This is a genomic window from Anabaena sp. UHCC 0399, assembly GCF_034931465.1.
Classification (GTDB): domain Bacteria; phylum Cyanobacteriota; class Cyanobacteriia; order Cyanobacteriales; family Nostocaceae; genus Trichormus; species Trichormus minutissimus.
This window is the reverse complement of record NZ_JAYGGZ010000010.1, coordinates 137,477-159,097: the sequence shown is the minus strand read 5'-3', so window position 1 is coordinate 159,097 and position 21,621 is coordinate 137,477. Positions and strand designations below refer to the sequence as shown.

Sequence of the window (21,621 nt, the reverse complement as noted above, 5' to 3'; positions counted from 1 at the left end):
TTTTTGAAACGATACTTAAAATCTCCTTCATATTAATTTATGGAGGAGTCTTTTGATTTATGGTTCGCTGACTTGTGTGGACTGTTGTAGTTGCCAAGCGGCTTTCTGTATCGGGTTTTCCCAACTGGTAATTCTCTCATGTCTTAGAGGTAATGCCCAACTGCCCTGCTGTTCTGGTATCCAAGCAATCGTGCTATATCCTTGACCAACAGTAATTGGTTTGTTTCCTGCTATTGTCACAGTGCTGTGTTCTATTGTCCTTTCTTGTAGCGTTATCGCATCTGGGCGTGACCACGCTGTATGGTCGCCTGCTAACAACGGACGACCTTGTGTTGGCATCTGTTTGATGTATAACGGCATTAATTTTTGTCGCTGTGGTCTGCAATCTTGTAATGCCTCGTAAATGCTTGGCCACTTCCGTCTAAATACTGGGGATAGCGATAAATCTGCCAAACTGTAGGCGTTTCGCGTCAGCAATATTGCATCCGTCAGTTCAAAAGTCGCGTCATGCGCTCGACCTAAATACTTGTACGCCGCTTGACGAAATTCTTTTAATTTGTCACTTTTCATGTTGGCAGACGAGAGTTGGTGGTTCTTCTCTCAGGTTCTGCTAATAAGGGGACTGTGTTCAAGCACACCCCTTATTTTTTTCTTGAGGCACAGGCTATTTAGTCTAAACTCCAGTTATTAGCAAACCTGATAATTTGGTAAATTTTAGACAAAAAAACTTATCTTTTTGACTGCCTGACTACCTACTCAATTCTTCTCAGGTTTTTCCACGACTTTTTCAGCAAGCCCTCAGTACATTGTCTTGCACCTGAATATACTTCTCTGGTCTGATAATCTAATCTAGAAACTGTCACCTTGTCTTTCTTTTTTAGCGAACCCGAATTAGATACACTTTTTAAGACAAATTATTGAAAACCTTTCACTGGCTTTTGTTTGCCCTTAGCCTTGGGTCTAGATTTATGAACTTCGACGACAGCAGCTTGAAATAATTCGTGCAGATGTAGGGGTACACTGGCAATTTCTGGTAAATCTGGATTGAGGGGTTTATTGAACTCTTGCAGCAATTTGTCTAAGTCAATGGCAAGGTTAAATTCTGGACATTGTAAGTAATCTTGTAGTATATGTTCTAAAGAATTGGGATGATTTTGGGCTAAACGATGCCAAATAAAAGCATTAATACTTTTATCTTCGAGGTAATGACGAATTAGTTTTTCAGAACCATCAACATTTTGCCAATTTTCTGCTGTTAATAGTGTTTGGAATTTACTATAAGTTGCTAAAAACATCTGTCCCCAACGGGGATGAGAAATCGCGGTTACTTGTTCAGCTTTTTTTAGTTCCGCAGGTAAATCAACCTTTGGCATCACCATTTTACTGCTGCCATTTTTATTATTAAATACCTGCGAAAGTAATTTGGCATCAGCACCAGTTTCTTTGGCTGCTGCTTGAATGTCTGCTTCAGAAACACCAGTTTCTGCTGCTAACTCACTTAGAGACTTATTTTGATCAATTCCTAGTGCAGCAAAGCATTTATCGGTGGTTAACTCTTGAAATTCACCAATTTTTTGATTAAGTTGATATCCAGGCAGTGTAATTTCATCACTACTGAAAAATTCAATAAACTGCTCATGGTATTGGGATACAGACTGCCAAGCTGCTTCTAGTAAGTCTGGCGCATCACTGTAAAGATGATTTTTATAGTTTTCCTTAAAGTTCCCAATAGCTACAGCTAATTTTGGTTTACCCAATTTACCCAAGAGGGTGTATTGTCCAAAAAATGTCCAGTAGCCATCAGTAATAGGTGCAATTCTGGTTAATAATATTTCGTCTAGTTTTAATCGTGAAATCGCCTGTAATGTTTGGTTATTATTTGGTTTAAGAAAATAATATTTATCTGTCAACCAATTTTTTAACTCTAAACTATCATTCTCAATTTTCGTAATAGCAAATAATCCCATAAAACTCTGATGCCAATTCTGGAGTAGCAGGCGATCGCTCTCTGTAATGTCTGTATACTGTTGAATAAATAAATCTATTGGTGATTGCTCTCCAACTCTCCCTTCAACCAGAAAGCTATCAATATTTAAGTCTTGCTGTGTACTATCTCCACTACGATGGCGTGACTGTTCTGCTGCATAGGTTTCTAATGCTTGTGCTAGTTCCCCTTCTGCATCCAAAACGAAATCTAATAAAGCTTGCTTGAGTTCGTGCGATCGCTCTAATATCCTATCCACAAGTCTGTCTCTCGGTACAATAGCTGTAGATTAAGGCTCAGGAGAGAATCACGGCATCTAGCAACAGCTAGATTTATCATAATATACATTGAGCAGGTTGACTTATTGACAAGTTATAACGCCTGTAGAGCAAACTTTGCGTTTCTAGGAAAAAATAATGTCATAACTGGGATTTCTCACGAATGAGAAATCCCGGTAAACCCCGACATCCCAATCCCTATACCTTATCCCCTATTACTTGATACCGACCTAGGGCAATGAGAGGAAAATACTGTTGATAAAAGTGATACTTCAAATAAAAGTGACCAGGGAAGCCAGTACCAGTAAAGTCTGCCTCAAACCAACTACCATCTGACTTTTGCGTTGACACCAAATAGCTAATTCCCTTTTCCATAGCCTCACAGGCAAATTTACCAGTAGCTTCCCCGGCTGCTATCAAGCCAATTATTGCCCAAGCTGTTTGGGATGGGGTGCTACGTCCTTTACCTTTAAGACTAGGATCATTGTAACTACGACAAGTTTCACCCCAACCACCATCGGGGTTTTGACAGCTAACTAACCAAGCTGCACCCTGTGCGATTTGGCGTTGATACCTTTGCGGCGCAATTGCAGCTAAGGCTGAGAGAACGCCACTTGTACCGTAAATGTAATTTACTCCCCAACGCCCAAACCAACAACCTTCCGGTTCTTGTTCGTTCAACAGATAACTAAATGCCCGTTCTAGGTTGTGAGGTGTAATAGATAAATTACACACCCCTAGCATTTCTAAAACTCTGGCGGTAACATCAGCCGTGTTGGGGTCTATCATGGCTTTCAAATCGCCGTAAGGTACAGCGTTGAGCCAATCTTGGTCATTGTCGATATCAAAAGCAGCCCAACCGCCAGGTTTACACTGCATAGACTCAACCCATTTGAGGGCGCGATCGCAGGCTCTGTGTTTTAATTGTTCATTAGGTAACTGCGCCCGATATAATGCCATGACTACCACAGCCGTATCATCGACATCTGGGTAAAAACGATTGTCAAACTCAAACGCCCAAGCCCCCGGTTTACCTTGGGGATTTTTGACTATCCAATCACCATAATCAAGAATTTGCTTTTGTAATAACCATTCTCCCGCCTTAACTATAGCTGGATGATCCGGTGCAATCCCAGAGTCAACAAATGCCCGCATTACCCAGGCTGTATCCCAAACCGGCGACACACAAGGCTGAACACAGTAACTATGCTCTGTTTCAATCGCAAAGTTATCAATAGCTTGCAAACCCCGTTCTACAATGGGGTCACTGGGGTCATAATCGAGACACCGCAAAGCCAACATAGAATTCAGCATGGCGGGAATAATTCCCCCCCAGTCCCCTGTAGCTTCTTGGCGTTCTAAAATCCATTGTTCTGCGGCTTTGATACCTTCCTCTCTAAAAGGGATGAAGTTTAGGCTTTCTGCAAACTTAAATCCTGTATCTAAGGTGAGGAATAAATCTGTCCAGTCGCCACTGCGGGGTAACTCCCACCGGACATTCTCCACACCTTCAGCGTATAACTCATCAAGATTGATGCTGGGGTTGGTGCTAAAAACAGGTTTACGGTCGAAAACAATCAACAATGGGACAGTGCTAGACCGCGCCCAACTGGACATTTCATAGATATTGACGGGGAACTCTTTAGGTAACAGCATTACCCAAGCAGGCAGAGAAGGCAAACCACGCCAGTCATAACAACCCACTAAAGCCAAGTGAAACTTAGTAAAGATGCGCGTTTTACTAATGCCGCCCCGTTGGATGATGAAATATCGCGCCCGGATCATGTCTGGGTCAGTTGCAGGGACACCAAGCAACCGCAAAGCCATATACGCCTCAACCGATGTGCTGAGTTCTCCGCCATCATCATAAAATAATTCCCAACCTCCGTGCTGCCGTTGCTGGGAACGCAGATATGTTGCGGCTTTGTGCAGAGGTCTGGTTGTATCTGTTCCCCAAATTTTGTGGAGTAAGACCACCTCAGCCGTGATAGTGACATTAGACTCTAACTCAGCCCACCAGTAACCAGCCGGATTTTGCAGTGATAGCAAATATTTTTGACTAGCTGCGATCGCTTGTGCAAGTTGATTGACTTCTAACCTGTCTTGTGTCTGCATCAAATCCTACTCAACATTTAGCTATGAATACGGCAGTACAAGGAAAAAATTTTTCCCGTAATTAGCAAATATTGTATTGTGTTTGAGGCATAAAGAATTAGAAGTAATTTCATGTGTTGAAAAGAGCAAAAATCCCTAACTAACAGCAAAAATCATCAATAGTTTGGCAATTTTGAACTGGAGCGATATGGGTGCATTTATTTTGGGGCTAACATTATTATCTTTATTGATTTGGTTAGGATTATTAACTTTGCGGGGGCAGTTTTGGCGGTTAGATCAGCAACTAGAGACGATTGAACCTGCGTTACAATCCCTACCTAAAGTGTGTGCAGTAGTTCCGGCGCGTAATGAAGCGGAATTGTTACCAATCTCACTGCGATCGCTTTTACTCCAAGACTACCCCGGTGAGTTTCATGTATTCTTAGTAGATGATCATAGTACAGATGGTACAGCCGCCTTTGCTGAAGGGGTTGCCCACGCTGTGAATAAAGCCGAGCAATTAAATATTATCTCTAGTGAATCCCTACCACCTGGTTGGTCTGGTAAACTTTGGGCAGTAGAGCAAGGCATTCAAAACGCCAAAACATTAACACCAGATTATTTTTTCTTCACAGATGCAGATATTGAGCATGATGTCAATAATTTGCGGCGACTGGTTGTTAAAGCCGAACAAGAAGATTTAGATTTAGCATCGGTCATGGTAAGACTGAGATGTCAAAGCTTTTGGGAAAAACTGTTAATACCTGCATTTGTGTTTTTCTTTCAAAAACTCTATCCCTTTCGTTGGGTGAATAACCCCAAAAATCAAACGGCGGCGGCGGCTGGTGGTTCTATCCTCATTCGCCGAGAAGCATTAGAGAGAATTGGCGGTTTTCAAGTCATTCGCCAAGCTTTAATCGATGACTGCGCCTTAGCTCAAGCTGTTAAGGGGACTGGGGATTGGGGACAAGGTAGTGTTTCTCTCTCATCTTCCCCCACTCCCTCTAGAAAAATCTGGCTTGGCTTGAGTTCCCTCACTCGCAGTTTGCGTCCTTATCCATCTTTGAAAACAATTTGGGATATGGTGGCGCGGACTGCTTACACTCAATTGAATTATTCTCCCTGGTTACTGCTGGGAACTGTGGTGGCGATGACCTTAATTTATCTAGTTCCGCCTATAGGTTTAATTATCGGTGTATTGCTGGGGAATCAATTAATTGCCATCACAAGTTTATTAACATGGCTGTTGATGACGTTGGCTTATTTTCCCACGGTTCGTTTTTATCGATGTTCACCTGTCTTTGCTTTTAGTTTACCTGCGATCGCATTTCTCTACACCCTCATGACTATAGATTCTGCATTACGCCATTGGCAAGGACGCGGCGGCGCGTGGAAAGGTAGAGTGTATCCGGGATAAAATCAGCAATCAAAAATTATTGAGCGAGGATATTATGCAAGAATCAGTGATTTATCAGGATATTTTGCAGAAGGGAGAGAAAAAAGGAGAGCAAAAAGAAGCTTTGCGTTTTTTGAATCGTCAGTTAAATCGGCGATTTGGAGAAATAGATTCATCAATAATTGAGCGCATTCAAGTCTTATCTACTGAACAGTTAGAAGTATTGGGAGAAGAATTTTTAGATTTTGTCAATGTGTCTGACTTAGTGGCTTGGTTGGAGCAGAATATAACCAATTAACTCTGTTTAACTATTTAAAAAACTGTAATTAGGAGTATTAAAAGTTATTTTAGCTATCTGTAAAGTAGTCTGAATCAACTTTTTTGATTTCATATACAGCAAAAGGTGTAACACCAACATTATTTTCAATCATTAAATGAGTCAATATTTCACCATCAATTAAGATAATTTTGGTGTCAATTCGGGAAACGTAATCTTTAGCTTCACCGGTAAACGTTGATGTTGTAATAAATACACCTTTTTTAGCTCGAAACCCTTGCAAAGCACCAGCAAATTTTTGAATTTCAGGACGACCAACAGAATTTTCCCAGCGTTTAGCTTGGATATAAATTACATCTAGCCCTAATCGGTCTTCATTGATAATACCGTCTATTCCGCCATCACCACTGCGACCAACTGTTTTTCCTGCGTCTTTTCGAGTGCCACCATACCCCATTTTAACTAATAAATCTACCACCAGTTTTTCAAAGAAAGCTGGAGAAGAAGTTTTAATTGTTTGTAGCAAATCTGATACTAAGTCTTGTGTCAGTTTTTCAATAGCAATCTCTAAACTTTCTTCTGGTGTGCGAGTTGTATCTAGGTCGGCTTCACTTCCATTAGATATAGGTTTATCTGATTGTTGAGGATAATTTTTAAATTCTATAAATTCAGGAAACTGATTGAGAAATTCAGCATTAATTTCAACAGGATTGGATGTGATAATATCTAATCCTCTATTAGTTATCTGAAAATAACCTCGCTTAGTTGACTTTATTAATCCTGCTTTCTTCAAATAAGTACGCGCCCATCCTATACGATTATCAAAAGTTGCTTGGCGACCGCTAGGTAGTAGTTCTTTTCGTTGTGCTTCGGTTAATTGGAAGTAATCAGCCAGAGCCTCAATTGCTTCCCGTAATGAATGTTCCTTTTGGTCGGTAGTCAATTTCAGCAACGGCAGCATTATGGCTTGGTAGTCAGGAATGGGCATACACTCTTTTCAGTAAGAATAAAATCTTACTGGAAGATAGCAATTTATACTTAAATTGGCAAATTAAAAGTACGCCCAATGTAAAAGAGAAGTAGTCACGGGTTCACCAAGATCATAATTAACGCGATGTGCGACTTATTCTTGAAACCCCTCTCTATAGCTTGCTTCTCTTACGTTCGCGTAGCGTGTCGTAGACAGACGCTACCGCGAACCCGCAGAGTACCTCTCCCCTGCAAGGAGCTACTGTGTACACACAAGATAGTTAGTCGATACATTAACAATGTCAAGTGATACATTGGCAATGTCAAGTGATACATTGGCAATGTCAAGTGATACATTAGCAATGTCAAGTGATACATTAACAATGTCAGGCGATACATTAGCAATGTCGATGCAGCAACTTGTGTGTACACTGTAGCCTGCAAGGAGAGAGGCTTTGATTCTTTCTCCCATTCCTTGTCTACGACACGCTCCGCGTTTCCTTCGGAACACTGCGTGAACGCGTTAGCGTCCCGCAGGGAACGTAGAGAAGGTAGGGAAGGGGTTGGGGGTTAGGTTTTAAAGAGAGTTGCACACGGCGTTAATTAATAATTGATGCTATTTTTAAACCCGCTCCTACTCAAAAATAATTCTTCCCTACTCCCTAATTCAAAAATCAATACAGGCAATTACGAATTAGAAATTGTAACCCACTCCTAATAACAAGCCAACATCAGTTTCATCAACAAAAGCTGCATTAACAGCACCCGTTAGTGTAAAGCGATTCCCCAAAGGAACGTCAACACCACCAGTTAGCAGCAAACCAATATCAGCATCGCCACTAGCTTCAATCGCTACACCAGCACCAACATAAGGCGATACAGAAAACTGTTGCACAACGCCAGGTTCTACTTCACGGGGGGTAAAATCATAAGTTACAGGTACGAGAAATACTGTATCGTTCCCAAATACTGCTGATGGACGCACTGATAAAGTCCGGGTAAGACCAATCTTGCTGATTACGGCAAAGTTACTTTCACTCAGAGCGGTATCACCACCCAAGCCAATATTACCAGCTACTCCTACATAACTAGAGCCGCCACGGGTAGCTCTCCCTGGTGTCACACCGTTAGTAGGTGCAGGTGCTTGTGGTTGTTGACTGGTAAGGTTAGGTGGAATCAGAACTTGGTTAATGGCATATATCACCCCGTTACTAGCTTGGATATTTGGTTGAATCACTCTAGCTTCGTTGACTGCAATCTGATTGTTGGCACTATCAACTTGAATATTTACGGGCGAATTTTCAACAGTTTTTAATTCCCCAGATGAGAGTTGATTAGCTGTTAACTGACCAGGAACTACATGATATGTCAATATCTTAACCAGTAATTCTCTGTTTTCAGGTTGCTGTAATTGTTGTAAAGTACCAGCAGGCAAAGCAGCAAAGGCTTCATTGGTGGGTGCAAAAACTGTATAAGGGCCTGGTTGTTGTAAGGTATCAGCTAACCCTGCTGCCTTGAGTAAAGAAGTTAAGGTACTAAAAGAATTACTAGCCGCAGCTATAGAAACGATGTCATTGCCAGTTTGAGTATTGCCAGTTGCTTGACCTACTATATAGTTAGTGGCTGCAACGTTGCTAGCAATAGGTTGCACCTGTCCTTGCTTGACTAACGCTTGATATAACAGTGCTGCTGCTTCTGCACGAGTCAACGACTGTTGGGGATTGAGTTGTGCGACATTGGGATAACTCACAACCATATTGGCTTGTGTTGCCGCCGCCACAGCATTCACAGCATAATCAGGAATCGCTGAAGCATCTGTATAGTAAGTATTCACTACATTTGATGCCGAATTGCTAGATTCTAAGCCTAAACCATTAGCTAAAGCTGCGATCGCCTGCACTTTGGGAATCTGTTGATTGGGTAAAAATACATCTCCCGGATAGCCTGCCATAAATCCAGTTTCGTATGCTTCTCTAATGGCAGCATTTGCCCAGTAGTTCGCCGGTACATCTGTAAATCCGTCTGCACCTAATTGTCTGACAGGTTGTTGGTTAAAAGCCCTCTGGATCATTGTGGCAAATTCTGCCCGACTCACTGATTGGTTTGGCTTAAATGTGCCATCGGGAAAACCAGCAATAATATTTCTTTGAGCCAGGGTTTGAATAAATGGACTCGCCCAATAATCTGCACTCACATCACCAAAACTAGTGGCTGTAGTTGTAGCAGGAACTGTATTTTGAGCTAAAGCCACCTGAGAAATCATCACAGGAGAAATTGTAGCCGCCGCTACTCCTAAAGCTAGCAAATTGGCACTTGCTGATGACCAGCAAAAGAAATTATTCACGAACATATCCTCCAGGAAAAATTATTTTTTTTCAATCGGTCTATTAGATTTTCGCCAATGTTCAAATGCGTAACTACATCTAAAAAATATATGTCTGATGATTAGGATGTGATTGAAATGATGTTTTGATCTGAACAGACATCGCTCGAAAATATAGATTTTGGTGGTAAATAAATATTTGACAACCTAAATTCATTGATCCTGATATGAAATAACAACTGTGTTTTAGATAACAGAGATAAAGCTCTGTTACCTCTAATTCTTCCCTGATAACTTGGAATGCACAACTAGCTAAAGGCTAAATTTTTATGCCTCACTTTCATCCTTTAGATAGTTGATCACATTCGTAAACACTCAATTATTAATTAGCAATTCAGGCTTTTTTAATGTGGTAATAGCTCATAGTAAAAATATATTTATTCTTTTTACGTAGATTAATTATAGGTTAAAAATTTTAATTAAATATTACTATTAAATATGTTTTTTCGGTAATTATTATTGCGAATTAGCAGCTATATTATTTATTTTAAAGTATCAGATAACACAGCATCCACAGTTTTGTATGTGAAGATTAATTAAAGTTAAAAAAATAGACAAAATACCTGCATGATTAGCCATCTATAAATTTGATTGTTATATTGTATTAAATAATCACTATAATGGTGAAAATGGGGAAAACTGTGCGTAATGATTTACAGGGCTTAGAGATTAGTCAAAAGGAACTGCAAAAGTTGACTAATTTACCTGTTAAGGATGAACTAGTCATCATCATTAATCCTTTAAAAGAGATAGGGAAGACAATTGTCCATAAACTTAAAGGTTCTGAAGGGGCTACGGTACTTTTCTTGAGCTTTGCTATATTTGTATTTAGCTATCTGATCCTGGATATTTTGATTAAGATATTTGCTAACTGGATCACAATCCCGTCTTGGATGTTATTAATAATACTATGTTTTTTGGGTAGTGGAATTACCCAATGTAGTTTGTACTATTGGTGGCGAAAAAGACTCAATATTCTTAAGGAGAATATGAGCCATTCTCTGCAAACTCTTTTAAATGATGTTGATAGATATAATGCTGTGATTAAAGCCATAGACATTAATGACCAAATAGAAGATGCTGGTAATCCAGAGGTGAATATCAAAGAAAGAGCAAAAGTAATTGCAGCATTAAAACTAACAAGAGATGATTTAGTTAGGGCTTTAAAGACAGAAAGAGTTTTGAGGGAAAATAAAAATTTTATTCTCGGTAATACAGAGTTATTTGCCAATAATTTAGCAACTTTAACCGCCATGCAAGTTACAGAACAAGCTACTGAACATGGACGGTTGCTTAATGAGGCATTGCAGATTGCTTTAGATGTACAACATGAAATGAAAAGCTTACAGAGTCAATCTCAGGATAGGTGACGGGTGACAGGTGATAGGTGACAGGGGACAGGTGAGATTTTATCACTATGCCCTATGCCCAATACCCCCACTACCCTTTAACATAAAGAAGTGTGAATAAAGCGATCGCCTGCATGGATTGGAAAGAAATTAGAGGTAATTGGGTACTGATTCCCCCAAACCCGATTGGTATCATTCATTTCTTAGGAGGTGCATTTGTGGCTACTGCACCTCACTTGACTTACCGATGGCTATTAGAACAAATAGCAGCTAAAGGATATGTGATTATTGCTACGCCTTTTGTCAATACGTTAGATCATATTGCGATCGCGCAATCTGTGCTGCTGAATTTTGATCGCACGATAGAACGATTACACGATTCTGGCAAGCTACGCAAACTATACCTTCCCACCTATGGACTTGGACATAGTATGGGTTGCAAACTCCACTTGCTCATTGGTAGTGTATTTCCCGTAGAACGCGCAGGCAATATTTTAATATCTTTCAATAACTACGCTGCCAAAGATGCTATTCCCCTAGTGGAACAGTTTAATTCGGCTTTCACAATTGAATTTACTCCCTCACCATTGGAAACTAACAAAATCGTCCAGGAAAGTTATAACATCCGCCGTAACTTACTGATCAAATTTAATAACGATAACCTCGATCAATCAGCCGCTTTAACCAAAATTTTACAAGCACGCTTTCCTGAGATGGTGACAGCGCAAATTTTACCAGGAACGCACACCACACCTCTAGGCCAAGACATCAAATGGCAAACTGGAGCATCTTTCACTCCCTTAGATGCTTTGGGACAGTGGTTTAGACAAGAAGTATATCGTGACCTAAATCAGCTAAAACGCTCCCTACTCTTGTGGTTGAATCCTCTGTCTCCTCCGTAGGCGACAGGTGACAGGGGACAGGAGACAGGGGAGAAAAATCCAATGCTCAATGCCCAATAACTATTGACTTAGTTAAAAAAAAGGCAAATTCTCTCTAAGAGATGGATAATTAGAGATATTTGAGCATTATATTTTTAGTGATAATACTCAACTATTAATTTTGATAATATTTTTATTCTTATTGGTAATAACTAACTATTAATTAACCTTGTCCAAAATCACCGATGTTTAAAATACTTGTCATTGATGATGATCAATCAATCCAAATACTGCTCAAACGAATTTTACAAAAACAGGGTTATGAGGTAGTTGCTGTTAATAATGGTGAAGAAGGAATTACTCAAGCACTAGCTTACCGTCCAGCATTAATTATTTGTGATTGGATCATGCCTGGCTTAAATGGGTTAGAAGTTTGTAATCGGATTAAGACTGACCCTAACCTATCTACTACCTTCTTTATTGTATTAACATCTTTAGATTCTGTGTCCGATCGCGTCAAAGGTTTGGATGCTGGTGCTGATGATTTTATCACCAAACCGATTGAACAAAATGAACTGCAAGCTAGGGTGAGAGCGGGATTAAGACTACATCAGTTGAGTCGAGATTTACAAACTCAAAAGTTGCTTTTAGAAGAACAGCTAACGGAAGCTGCCGAATATGTGCGATCGCTTCTACCTGAACCGATGACTGAACCCTTTACCATTAATTCTCGATTTATCCCGTCTCGACAACTTGGGGGTGATTGTTTTGATTATTACTGGTTAGATAATGATGCGATCGCCATTTATCTACTAGACACGGCTGGACATGGACTCAAAGCCACTCTCCCTTCAATTTCCGTGCTGAATATTTTGCGTTCTCGCGCTCTCAAAAGCCTCAATTACTATCAACCCAGTGATGTCCTCAAAGGTTTAAATGAAACCTTTCAGATGAATTATCAAAATGACAAATATTTTACTATTTGGTATGGAGTTTATAACCGAGTCACACGAAAGTTAACTTATGCCAGTGCTGGACATCCACCAGCAATCTTGATATCTGGAACATCTCCAACTAGCAATGAAGTTCAACTTTTGAGAACTCCTGGTATGCCAGTTGGGATGTTTCCAGAAGCGCAATATATTGATGCTTCCTGTAATGTAAAACAATTCAGTAGTCTTTATATTTTTAGTGATGGTGCTTACGAAATCACTAAACCAGATGGCACACTCTGGAATCTAGATGCTTTCGTGCAGATTCTTACTAGTGTCCATCGTACTGCTGATTATCAACTTGATCATGTCTTGAACTACCTCACTGCGCTGAACTGCAAAGAAATTTTTGAAGATGATTTATCAATTCTGCAAGTCAAGTTTGACTAGTTTCTAGATAGGATAGTTTGATTAAATTCATCTTGACTCTTGAAAATTTCAAAAACTTTATCCATGCCAGTCAGTTCAAATAATATTCTTACTTGCTCATTAATCGAGCAAAGAAATAGCTTTGTCCCTGCTGCTCTCAGGGTTTTAAAAGCTAATACCAAAGACCCCAAAGCCGAACTATCCATAAAAGTTACTTCTTGACAATCGATTAAAATAATTCCTACTCCACTGTCTAGAAGATTAGTGATGTTTTCTCTTAACTCTAAGGAGTTAGCTGTATTGATAATTCCAGAGAGTTTAATAACTTTTACGTCTTGATTCATTGTATTTTTAACCAAATTACACGTCAGAGATGTCATAATTTTGCAACCATTATATAGCAATTAGCTACATTCATTGAGAATAAATTAGTAAACCAAAAGTAGTAAATTAACTCATAAGTAATCTCTGATAATAGAAACTAATTTAAAGCCCAAGTTATAATACATAAATTGTATTTTCAGGAACATTATCATATACCAACCTCAAACTATTACTCGAATCAAGGATATTTTAGTTAGCAATTGGTAATTAAGAAATTTAGATTTATTATGTATTTCCATACTTGGCATATGTAGTCTCCTTTTGGTCATTTGTATAAGTAAGAGATATGAACATAACTTAGTTTCATCATCAAATTTTGTATATCTTGTGCCAAAATGATAATATCTCGACAAAACTTTTAAAACCTCAGCTAAAAATTCATAAATTTTCTGAATCCCTTGAAATTATCAAAACTCAAAATTGATCCGAAGTCAAAAGACTAGAGATAGATCCTTCTTATGGCGTACATTGTGATGATCGCTAGTGAGTTCCAGAGGTTCAGTAAAGGACTTGTTTGTCTTGCATACTTTTTTATACATAAATCCCCATTGATCAGGTTAACAACTGCTGGTACTGGAAGTTAGATACACTACTATCTTTTAGTATTCCCAATATCTTAAATTTCTAATCGGTAACTGATGTGTAGGGGTTTAGGGGAAAAAAGGAGATTTTACCCCAATTCCCAATGCTCATGCCCTATGCCCAATATTTACTCAATCGGACTGACTTTGGCACGATAAAGTAACTTGTCACCTTGGAGATAGCCAGTGTAGCGGATTTTGACTATTTCTCCTGGTTGTGCAGTTCCTGCCAATAATTGATGCAGTTGGGGATTATAGGGTAATTCTGCCCCTACAGGTGCGATCGCTTCTAATCCCCAGGCTTGTAATAATTTTTCTAAAGGTTTTTGTACTAAAGGCAAGATTTTGACTGCGGCTAGTTGGGGATTCTCTTGCGCTTTTTGGGCGGCTGTCGGCCATTGTAATAATAAAGATTCCAGCAGTTGTAAACTCGACTGCTGGAACTCTTGGAGCAATATTTCTCGCTGCTGTTCTAGTTGTAATTGCGATCGCTCGTATTCTTTTTTTAAATCGGCAATTTCTTGGGTACTGGGGACTGGGGGCTGGGGACTGGGACTCGACACTAAAAAACTGGCAACTAGTTCGCTCAAGGGTATTTGTAGCACGTGGCATAACTTCAGCAGTACATCCAATCGCATCTGTTCTAGTTTCCCCTGGCGTAACCGCAGTATTTGCCGTTCGGAAACGCCAGCCGCACGACTTAAGGCTTTAAAACTAGAAATACCTACCTGTTGCATTAAGTTTTGCAACTGAGGAGTGCGATCGCAATTGAACATGATAATTGGGGATCGGGGATTAGGAAAAAAATAGAGAGAACAATTTTACCTTCCCCCATTCCCTAATTCCTATTCTTCCAGCAAACTTCTCAACATCCAAGCAGTTTTTTCATGGACTTGCATCCGTTGAGTTAATAAATCGGCGGTGGGTTCGTCGTTCACTTCGTCAACCACAGGAAAAATCGATCGCGCAGTTCTGACTACAGCTTCTTGCCCTTCCACTAATAAAAGAATCATATCAGTGGCTTTAGGTACGCCAGAAGTTTCAGCAATGGAGCTGAGTTTGGCATATTCGCTGTAAGTTCCGGGTGCGGGATAACCTAAAGCCCTGATTCTCTCAGCAATTAAATCGACTGCTAAAGCCAACTCTGTATATTGAGTCTCAAACATCAGGTGCAATGTTTGAAACATTGGCCCCTTCACATTCCAATGGAAGTTATGAGTTTTTAGATAAAGCGTGTAGGTGTCGGCTAACATCCGAGATAAGCCTTCGGCAATCTTGGCTCTGTTGGCATCATCAATGCCGATATTTATATTTTTAATTGTTGCTTCAGATGACATGAATTTTCTCCTAATTGAGTAATGATGTATTGGGGCATTGGGCATGGGGTATGAAATAAAGATTAACGGACAAAGGTTAAGTTCAGGATATTCATACTTCCCTAGTCCTCACTCAGTCCCTATGCCAAGTGCATCTTCAGAACACTACGTGGAGCTTTACGGACTCTAGCTAAAATGGTTTCTTTACCCAAACGTTGGCAGGCTTCATACCGATGACAACCAGAAAAGCCATAATATTGTCCATCTACTTCTAGGACATCAATGGGTTCTTGCTGTCCGATCGCCGCAATCGATTCCATTAAGGTTTGCACTTTGTTGGCATCGTTGCTACGGGGCAATGGCCTGTGAATTTGATTTAATGGAATTGCTTGTATCCTAACCATGAGGAATTACCCCACTAAATTCTGTTTCGTATCCATAGATAAATCATACTCATTATGACTTCGTTTTGCAACTTTTTCGGCAAGCAAAACCGATAAGAGTATTATGGGAGCGCTCATGCGACATAAACACCACGCCACTAAGCAAGTACCAAAACTGCTGCCTAGCAGCGAAACTAAGAATCGGAGAGCCAGAAAATATTCATTCTGGCGTTTTTCCTTGACTGTGCTGATGACTTTTAGTTTGTTGGGATTGACGGGCGCATCAGGTACTGAAGACAAAGTTAAGGATTTAAACTTGAGAATTGGGATTGTGCAACGATTTGGTCAAGAACCTGCGGCCAAACTGCAACTAGAACCCACAAAAGACGATCGCTTAAAACTCAGGTTTCAAGAAGGGGACAAACAACATACCCTGATTACCCCAAATCCTGTCCAGCTAGAAACAGTGATGCAACCGTTATCCAGTCCAGCCATTGGAGAGGTGTTAGTTTTAGGTACATACAGCACTTACGAAACGGCGGAAGATAGTGCCAACAAATGGCGATCGCAGGGAATTGAGGTAGAAATAGCCCAGCCAGATCGTTGGCAAGTGTGGGCAAAACGGGAGGTTTATAACACGCCTTTATTACGACGGTTGTTATTTAAGACTGTACAATCTACGGGTAATCAGTTGGCATTCATTAATACTCAGGTTTCCCCGACGATACCGCGAGTCAATTGGATAGTGAACGGCAAACGCTACAGCCCCCAAAACGTAGAGATTAGTACAACTAAAAACTTGATTCGGGTAAAGCAAGGCGAAAAACTAGATACAACGCGTGTTTACGCAGGCAAAATTAATTTTCAGCCCAACGCCTATGGTACATACACTCTAGTCAATCAAGTCCCCCTAGAAATTTATTTGCGTGGCGTTGTTCCCCACGAAATTGGTACAACTGCACCAACAGCATCTCTCGAATCCCAAGCAATTCTGGCTCGGACTTACGTCTTAAGAAACTTACGTAGATTTGCTGTTGATGACTATGAGCTATGTGCTAATACGCACTGTCAAGTTTATTATGGGCTGACAGGAACAAGCACCAAAACTGATCAAGCGATCGCAGCTACTAGAGGTGAAGTATTAACTTATAACAATCAGCTAGTGGATGCTCTCTACTCTTCTACTACTGGCGGTGTGACAGCTTACTTTAGTGATGTTTGGAATGGTGAAAATCGTCCTTATTTACGCCCAGTTGTGGATACACCTACAAATTTATGGGACTTATCCAAGCAGAGTCTCGCCGATGAAAAGAACTTTCAGCAATTTATTAGCCTCAAACAGGGATTTAATGAAAGTCAATGGAATGTGTTTCGCTGGTCTAAAGAAACGCCATTAGATAAGATTATTGAAGACTTACAGAAATTCTTACGGGCGAAAAACAGTCCCTACGCCAAACTTAAAAACATTGAGGCCATGGCCATAACTGAGCGCAGTCCAAGCGGACGGATTCTCGAACTAGCCGTGAAAACAGATATTGGTACTTTTACGCTGCATAAGGATGAAGTACGTAGTGCTTTTGCTGCGCCTAGAAGTACATTGTTTTATATAGTGCCGTTGAATAAAGGTAAAACAGAATTATGGGGATACGCCTTTATTGGTGGTGGCTTGGGACATGGAGTGGGACTGAGTCAGACCGGGGCGCAAAATTTAGCCAAACTAGGTTGGTCAAGTAACAAAATTTTGCAATTTTACTATCCTGGAACGCAAATTAAACCGCTCAATGAAGAAATCAAGTTCTAGAAACGAAGGAGTCAGGATTCAGAATAATTAGCTGCGATCGGCTAGTACATTTGTTTTATGGTACATCACTTTTAACTAGCACTTTGTCAAGTTAGTTGTAAACAAAAGGTTTTTTGTGTACCAGCAACTCCATCCTTTTCTGGGTGGAGTTATTTTATAGCTATAGCCTGACCGCAGGCTATTCTGAATAATGTTCTGACCCCTTTAATTATTGGTCGATCTAACTCTTAGTAGAGTTCTTCTTCTTTATGAGTTTCGATGGTGACATCAGAAGTAGGATATGCAACACAAGTAAGTACATATCCAGCTTGGATTTGATCGTCATCTAAGAAAGATTGATCGGATTGGTCTACTGAACCGGAAACCAATTTACCAGCACAGGTGGAACAAGCACCAGCACGACAAGAGAAGGGCAGATCAAGACCTTGCTCTTCAGCTGCATCTAGAATGTATTCATCATCGGGTACATCGATGGTAGTTGTATCGTCACCGTTGACTAGTGTAACTTTAAAGGTTGCCATTTGAGTAATCCTCTTTTTTGCGGACGGCAGTATTTAATTTATCCCAAAGCAATCCTTACGGCTGTCCTGATGGAGTTAGCCGTTGTTTCAAATTTGCTTCAATTCTGATACTACGGGAAAAATTAAAGTATGTAACAAGAAATCCCTCGCGATTAGTAATGAGATTTGGTTAGTAGATAACAATAAGTTTTTTTTATACTTTTAGCAATTCAATATCGCTACCATTAGAAAAAACTATATATTCTAGGTATTGGGCATATAAATTCAAAATTCAAAATTCAAAATTGTACTCCTCCGGAGTGAATCCTACGGATACGCTACGCGTTCACGCAGTGTTCCGCAGGAAGCGCGGTAGCGTTGCGTAGTGAATAACTTCTGCCCCTCTGCTCCCCCTGCTCCCCTGTCCCCTGCTCCCCTGTCCCCTGTCCCCTGTCACCTATTCCCTACACTTAGGTATAATGCAAAAGCAGCTTTGGGAACAGCAATAGTGCGAGTAGGCTTAGTCGGTACTGGATATGCAGCAAAACTACGGGCAGAGGCTCTACTGCAAGATGAACGTTCAGATTTAGTTGCAGTTGCTGGGAATACATTAGAAAAAACTCAAACCTTTGCCAAAGATTACCAGACTGAAGCGATAACTTCTTGGCAAGATTTGGTAGAACGAGATGATATAGATTTAGTGGTGATCTCCACAATTAATCGTGATCATGGTGCGATCGCCCGTGCGGCACTATTGGCAAATAAACACGTAGTGGTAGAATATCCCCTAGCTGTAGATTTGGCAGTAGCTGAGGAATTGGTGGCTTTAGCCCAAGCTCAAAAAAGATTACTCCACGTCGAACATATCGAACTTTTAGGCGGACTGCATCAAGCTTTAAAACAAAACCTAGAGAAAGTTGGTCATTTATTTTACGTGCGCTACAGCACAATCAATCCCCAAAACCCTGCACCCCACAAATGGACATATCATCACGAAATGTTCGGGTTTCCGTTAATTGGCGCACTGTCTCGCTTACATCGTCTAACGGATTTGTTTGGTGCAGTCTTCTCTGTTAACTGTCATCAACGATATTGGGAAACAGCAGCAGACTCAGACTATTACCAAACCTGCTTCTGTATGACGCAAATTTCCTTTGAAAATGGCTTGCTAGCTCAAGTGAATTATGGCAAAGGTGAAAGTTTGTGGCAGCATGAACGAAAGTTTGAAGTGCATGGTGAAAGTGGTGGTTTAATTTTTGATGGGCAAACAGGATTTTTCATTCAAGCCGGGGAAACTACACCCATAGAGGTGGGAACTCGTCGGGGTTTATTTGCCAAAGATACAACAATGGTGTTAGATCATTTATTTCATGGCACACCTTTGTACGTCACCCTAGAGCAAAGCTTGTATACTCTAAAAGTTGCTGATGCAGCCAAAAGAGCCGCAGAGACTGGTTTAACTATATTTGTTACAGATAAATAAATTAGATCCAAAATGAAAACTGAGACAATTGTTATTTTATCCCAACGCGAAATCGAAAAAATGCGGCAGGCGGGACGCTTGGCGGCTAAACTTTTGCAACATCTAGAACCATTCGTAAAACCAGGAGTCACCACCCTCGAACTTAACGACGAAGCCGAACGGTGGACACAGGCGCACGGAGCAAAAAGCGCACCATTAGGTTATAAAGGTTTTCCGAAGTCAATTTGTACCAGCGTCAATGAAGTCATTTGTCATGGTATTCCCAACGCTAAACAGGTTCTCAAAGAAGGTGACATCATTAACATTGATGTGACACCAATTGTTGATGGCTACCACGGTGACACATCGAAAACTTTTATTGTTGGTACTGCTGCGCCAAAAGTACAACATCTCGTAGAAGTAACCCAAAAGTGCCTCTACTTAGGCATTGCGGAAGTCAAGCCAGGGGCGCGGATTGGTGATATTGGCGCGGCTATTCAAGAGTATGCGGAGGGAGAAGGTTTTTCTGTGGTGCGTGATTTTGTGGGACATGGTATCAGTCATATTTTCCACACTGCACCAGATGTTCCCCACTACGGTATACGGGACAAAGGCAAGCGTTTGCGTCCGGGGATGGTATTTACAATTGAGCCAATGATTAACGAAGGCACTTACGAAGTCGAGATGCTCAATGATGGTTGGACAGCTGTAACACGCGATCGCAAATTATCCGCCCAGTTTGAACATACCATAGTAGTAACAGAGGATGGTGTAGAAATCCTCACTCTCTCTGACGGCGATTAAATGAGTAATGAGTAATGAGTAAATACCCATTACTTCACTCAATAAATATTACCAACTTATCTTCCTAACTGATTAGGAATACCTTCACAACCGCCAGGAATTGTATTTCTGGTTTTTTCTCCACCCCAAGCGCAGCAGTAATAACGAACGGACTCAGGCATTCTTTGAACATCGCTAAAATCAGCATTTTCAACCACCGCACCAGTGTATTCTCCTGTTTCATAGTCTGGTGGTTCAGTGCGACTACGGGGTGATGCTTGTGCCAATGCACCGTAAAATAGGCGCACCCCATTCAAGTCAGCCCCACTGAGATTGGCATCATATAAGATAGTACGAGAAAAGTTGGCTTTAACTAAATCACAACCACTGAGACTAGCGCGAACAAGATTGGCTTCACTGAGGTCAGTCCAGCGTAAATCTGTACCTGCAAGGTCGGCGGCGGCTAGCATCACACCTAAATCAATGACGCGTACACCCTCTAAGCGGTCTTCTGCGTAGCCGCCAACGCCGTTGAGAATGGCTCTACCTAGACGGCGATCGCGTTTTAGGGGTGTGAGTAACTTAGAACGGGACAAAAAACGCAGAATTTTAGCTTTACCACTACCATCAACACTACTAAAAATTGCCGCCGTCCGACCTTCGGCGATCGCTCTTTCTTGCGGCCAATCTTCTAATAATCCTTCTTCATCTAACACCAAGTCAGAAACCCCTTGGAAGTAGGAATCAATGGTTTGTTGTTGGGTAATAATATTTTGCTGAACCGTCAACAGGTTTTGCTGAATTGTCAAGTCTTTGGAAATTACATATTGTCGCCACGCCACATAAACAGCAATGATCGCAATCAAAATTTGACCCAAAGCCCCAAACCACTCCGCCAGAGTTCCCGACGCATCCCAATTGATTCGCCGTCCCCACAGCAGTAAGCGATCGCCCAATCCGGAAAACTTTAAACCACCAATGAATGCTACTATTAGCCCTACCGAGCCAATAAATATGGTTTTATCTTGACCAGAAAACCACGAATTGACTACATATTGCAACCAAGGAAAGAGTATCACCAAAGATAACAGCAACGTCCCCAACGTCCCCACCATACCGATAATCCAGTTATTGAGGACAAAGCCGAGGAGAGTCATAGCGATCGCCGCTACAGTTATTAACAATGCTCTCGGCTTAACTTTTAATTGAGGTTTTGGGGTGGTTGAGAAACTAGAACGGGCTTGTTGCAAGGCGGCTGTATTTTGCGGAGATTGCAAAGACGAAATCGCCGCTAAAGCTTGTTGTGCAGCTAGTGTTCCTGGCGTGAGGTGATTTTCACCTGCTCTAGCACCATCAAAGTCATCTGGTTGCGATTCATGTTCAGGTATAGATTTTGGGGTTGGTGGTTTGGGGGAATTAGATTCAGTCGTCATGTTTTC

Annotated in this window: 18 protein-coding genes and 1 pseudogene; 8 read left to right on the top strand and 11 right to left on the bottom strand. The window is 40.9% G+C overall.

From position 1 onward, the window contains the following. Positions 1-57 precede the first annotated feature (57 nt). From VB693_RS08200 to shc, 3 genes are all read right to left on the bottom strand, one after another. A complete protein-coding gene (locus VB693_RS08200; RefSeq protein ID WP_323265828.1) occupies positions 58-570 on the bottom strand; it encodes a transposase in 513 nt (170 codons plus the stop codon). 344 nt (positions 571-914) lie between these two features. Next, complete coding sequence (locus VB693_RS08195; protein ID WP_323265827.1) at positions 915-2,243, bottom strand: hypothetical protein; 1,329 nt, start codon at positions 2,241-2,243, stop codon at positions 915-917. A gap of 217 nt (positions 2,244-2,460) precedes the next feature. Further along, entirely contained in the window at positions 2,461-4,377 is a 1,917-nt protein-coding gene (shc, locus tag VB693_RS08190) for a squalene--hopene cyclase (RefSeq protein ID WP_323265826.1), read from the bottom strand. Between the two features lie 187 nt (positions 4,378-4,564). On the opposite strand from shc, the gene VB693_RS08185 reads away from it, so the two are divergent. After that, positions 4,565-5,773, top strand: a complete 1,209-nt coding sequence (locus VB693_RS08185; RefSeq protein ID WP_323265825.1) for a glycosyltransferase — start codon at positions 4,565-4,567, stop codon at positions 5,771-5,773. Positions 5,774-5,783: 10 nt separating this feature from the next. Next, a pseudogene (locus VB693_RS08180) lies at positions 5,784-6,050 on the top strand (DUF4351 domain-containing protein); the annotation flags it as partial. Between the two features lie 49 nt (positions 6,051-6,099). Here the strand turns inward: VB693_RS08180 and VB693_RS08175 are convergent. Beyond that, positions 6,100-7,017, bottom strand: coding sequence for a restriction endonuclease (locus tag VB693_RS08175; protein WP_323265824.1), 918 nt, complete (start codon positions 7,015-7,017; stop codon positions 6,100-6,102). 675 nt (positions 7,018-7,692) lie between these two features. Further along, entirely contained in the window at positions 7,693-9,348 is a 1,656-nt protein-coding gene (locus tag VB693_RS08170) for a fasciclin domain-containing protein (RefSeq protein ID WP_323265823.1), read from the bottom strand. 662 nt (positions 9,349-10,010) lie between these two features. Here VB693_RS08170 and VB693_RS08165 point away from each other — a divergent pair. From VB693_RS08165 to VB693_RS08155, 3 genes are all read left to right on the top strand, one after another. After that, entirely contained in the window at positions 10,011-10,751 is a 741-nt protein-coding gene (locus VB693_RS08165) for a hypothetical protein (RefSeq protein WP_323265822.1), read from the top strand. A 113-nt stretch (positions 10,752-10,864) separates the two neighbouring features. Beyond that, complete coding sequence (locus VB693_RS08160) at positions 10,865-11,632, top strand: DUF1350 family protein (protein ID WP_323265821.1); 768 nt, start codon at positions 10,865-10,867, stop codon at positions 11,630-11,632. Between the two features lie 224 nt (positions 11,633-11,856). Further along, the gene (locus tag VB693_RS08155) at positions 11,857-12,993 is read left to right on the top strand and encodes a PP2C family protein-serine/threonine phosphatase (protein WP_323265820.1); all 1,137 of its coding nucleotides are present in this window, start codon (positions 11,857-11,859) and stop codon (positions 12,991-12,993) included. On the opposite strand, the gene VB693_RS08150 is transcribed toward VB693_RS08155, so the two are convergent. The 4 genes from VB693_RS08150 to VB693_RS08135 form a co-directional block, all read right to left on the bottom strand. After that, entirely contained in the window at positions 12,990-13,316 is a 327-nt protein-coding gene (locus tag VB693_RS08150) for an STAS domain-containing protein (protein ID WP_190707170.1), read from the bottom strand. The two genes, VB693_RS08155 and VB693_RS08150, sit on opposite strands and share 4 nt — an antisense overlap. A 749-nt stretch (positions 13,317-14,065) precedes the next feature. Then, entirely contained in the window at positions 14,066-14,713 is a 648-nt protein-coding gene (gene grpE / locus VB693_RS08145; protein ID WP_323265819.1) for a nucleotide exchange factor GrpE, read from the bottom strand. A gap of 69 nt (positions 14,714-14,782) precedes the next feature. Then, a complete protein-coding gene (locus VB693_RS08140; RefSeq protein WP_190707175.1) occupies positions 14,783-15,274 on the bottom strand; it encodes a Dps family protein in 492 nt (163 codons plus the stop codon). A 119-nt stretch (positions 15,275-15,393) separates the two neighbouring features. Next, on the bottom strand, positions 15,394-15,657 hold the full coding sequence (locus VB693_RS08135) for a sulfiredoxin (protein WP_323265818.1): 264 nt from the start codon (positions 15,655-15,657) through the stop codon (positions 15,394-15,396). A gap of 115 nt (positions 15,658-15,772) precedes the next feature. Here VB693_RS08135 and VB693_RS08130 point away from each other — a divergent pair, with 115 nt between their 5' ends. Then, positions 15,773-17,437, top strand: a complete 1,665-nt coding sequence (locus VB693_RS08130) for a SpoIID/LytB domain-containing protein (RefSeq protein ID WP_323265817.1) — start codon at positions 15,773-15,775, stop codon at positions 17,435-17,437. A 227-nt stretch (positions 17,438-17,664) separates the two neighbouring features. Here the strand turns inward: VB693_RS08130 and VB693_RS08125 are convergent, their stop codons facing one another. Further along, on the bottom strand, positions 17,665-17,958 hold the full coding sequence (locus VB693_RS08125; RefSeq protein WP_190707183.1) for a ferredoxin: 294 nt from the start codon (positions 17,956-17,958) through the stop codon (positions 17,665-17,667). A gap of 472 nt (positions 17,959-18,430) precedes the next feature. On the opposite strand from VB693_RS08125, the gene VB693_RS08120 reads away from it, so the two are divergent. Further along, positions 18,431-19,420 (top strand): Gfo/Idh/MocA family oxidoreductase, encoded by a 990-nt coding sequence (locus tag VB693_RS08120; protein WP_323265816.1) that lies wholly within the window; start codon positions 18,431-18,433, stop codon positions 19,418-19,420. A 12-nt stretch (positions 19,421-19,432) separates the two neighbouring features. Next, complete coding sequence (map, locus tag VB693_RS08115; RefSeq protein ID WP_323265815.1) at positions 19,433-20,203, top strand: type I methionyl aminopeptidase; 771 nt, start codon at positions 19,433-19,435, stop codon at positions 20,201-20,203. 56 nt (positions 20,204-20,259) lie between these two features. Here the strand turns inward: map and VB693_RS08110 are convergent, their stop codons facing one another. Continuing rightward, the gene (locus tag VB693_RS08110) at positions 20,260-21,615 is read right to left on the bottom strand and encodes a pentapeptide repeat-containing protein (protein ID WP_323265814.1); all 1,356 of its coding nucleotides are present in this window, start codon (positions 21,613-21,615) and stop codon (positions 20,260-20,262) included. Positions 21,616-21,621: the final 6 nt, after the last annotated feature.

Excerpts from the sequence above, each read along its gene's own strand:
- VB693_RS08200 (WP_323265828.1), bottom strand. The coding sequence starts at position 570 with ATGAAAAGTGACAAATTAAAAGAATTTCGTCAAGCGGCGTACAAGTAT.
- shc (WP_323265826.1), bottom strand. The coding sequence starts at position 4,377 with ATGCAGACACAAGACAGGTTAGAAGTCAATCAACTTGCACAAGCGATC.
- VB693_RS08185 (WP_323265825.1), top strand. The coding sequence starts at position 4,565 with ATGGGTGCATTTATTTTGGGGCTAACATTATTATCTTTATTGATTTGG.
- VB693_RS08175 (WP_323265824.1), bottom strand. The coding sequence starts at position 7,017 with ATGCCCATTCCTGACTACCAAGCCATAATGCTGCCGTTGCTGAAATTG.
- VB693_RS08170 (WP_323265823.1), bottom strand. The coding sequence starts at position 9,348 with ATGTTCGTGAATAATTTCTTTTGCTGGTCATCAGCAAGTGCCAATTTG.
- VB693_RS08165 (WP_323265822.1), top strand. The coding sequence starts at position 10,011 with ATGGGGAAAACTGTGCGTAATGATTTACAGGGCTTAGAGATTAGTCAA.
- VB693_RS08160 (WP_323265821.1), top strand. The coding sequence starts at position 10,865 with ATGGATTGGAAAGAAATTAGAGGTAATTGGGTACTGATTCCCCCAAAC.
- VB693_RS08155 (WP_323265820.1), top strand. The coding sequence starts at position 11,857 with ATGTTTAAAATACTTGTCATTGATGATGATCAATCAATCCAAATACTG.
- VB693_RS08150 (WP_190707170.1), bottom strand. The coding sequence starts at position 13,316 with ATGAATCAAGACGTAAAAGTTATTAAACTCTCTGGAATTATCAATACA.
- grpE (WP_323265819.1), bottom strand. The coding sequence starts at position 14,713 with ATGTTCAATTGCGATCGCACTCCTCAGTTGCAAAACTTAATGCAACAG.
- VB693_RS08140 (WP_190707175.1), bottom strand. The coding sequence starts at position 15,274 with ATGTCATCTGAAGCAACAATTAAAAATATAAATATCGGCATTGATGAT.
- VB693_RS08135 (WP_323265818.1), bottom strand. The coding sequence starts at position 15,657 with ATGGTTAGGATACAAGCAATTCCATTAAATCAAATTCACAGGCCATTG.
- VB693_RS08130 (WP_323265817.1), top strand. The coding sequence starts at position 15,773 with ATGCGACATAAACACCACGCCACTAAGCAAGTACCAAAACTGCTGCCT.
- VB693_RS08125 (WP_190707183.1), bottom strand. The coding sequence starts at position 17,958 with ATGGCAACCTTTAAAGTTACACTAGTCAACGGTGACGATACAACTACC.
- map (WP_323265815.1), top strand. The coding sequence starts at position 19,433 with ATGAAAACTGAGACAATTGTTATTTTATCCCAACGCGAAATCGAAAAA.
- VB693_RS08110 (WP_323265814.1), bottom strand. The coding sequence starts at position 21,615 with ATGACGACTGAATCTAATTCCCCCAAACCACCAACCCCAAAATCTATA.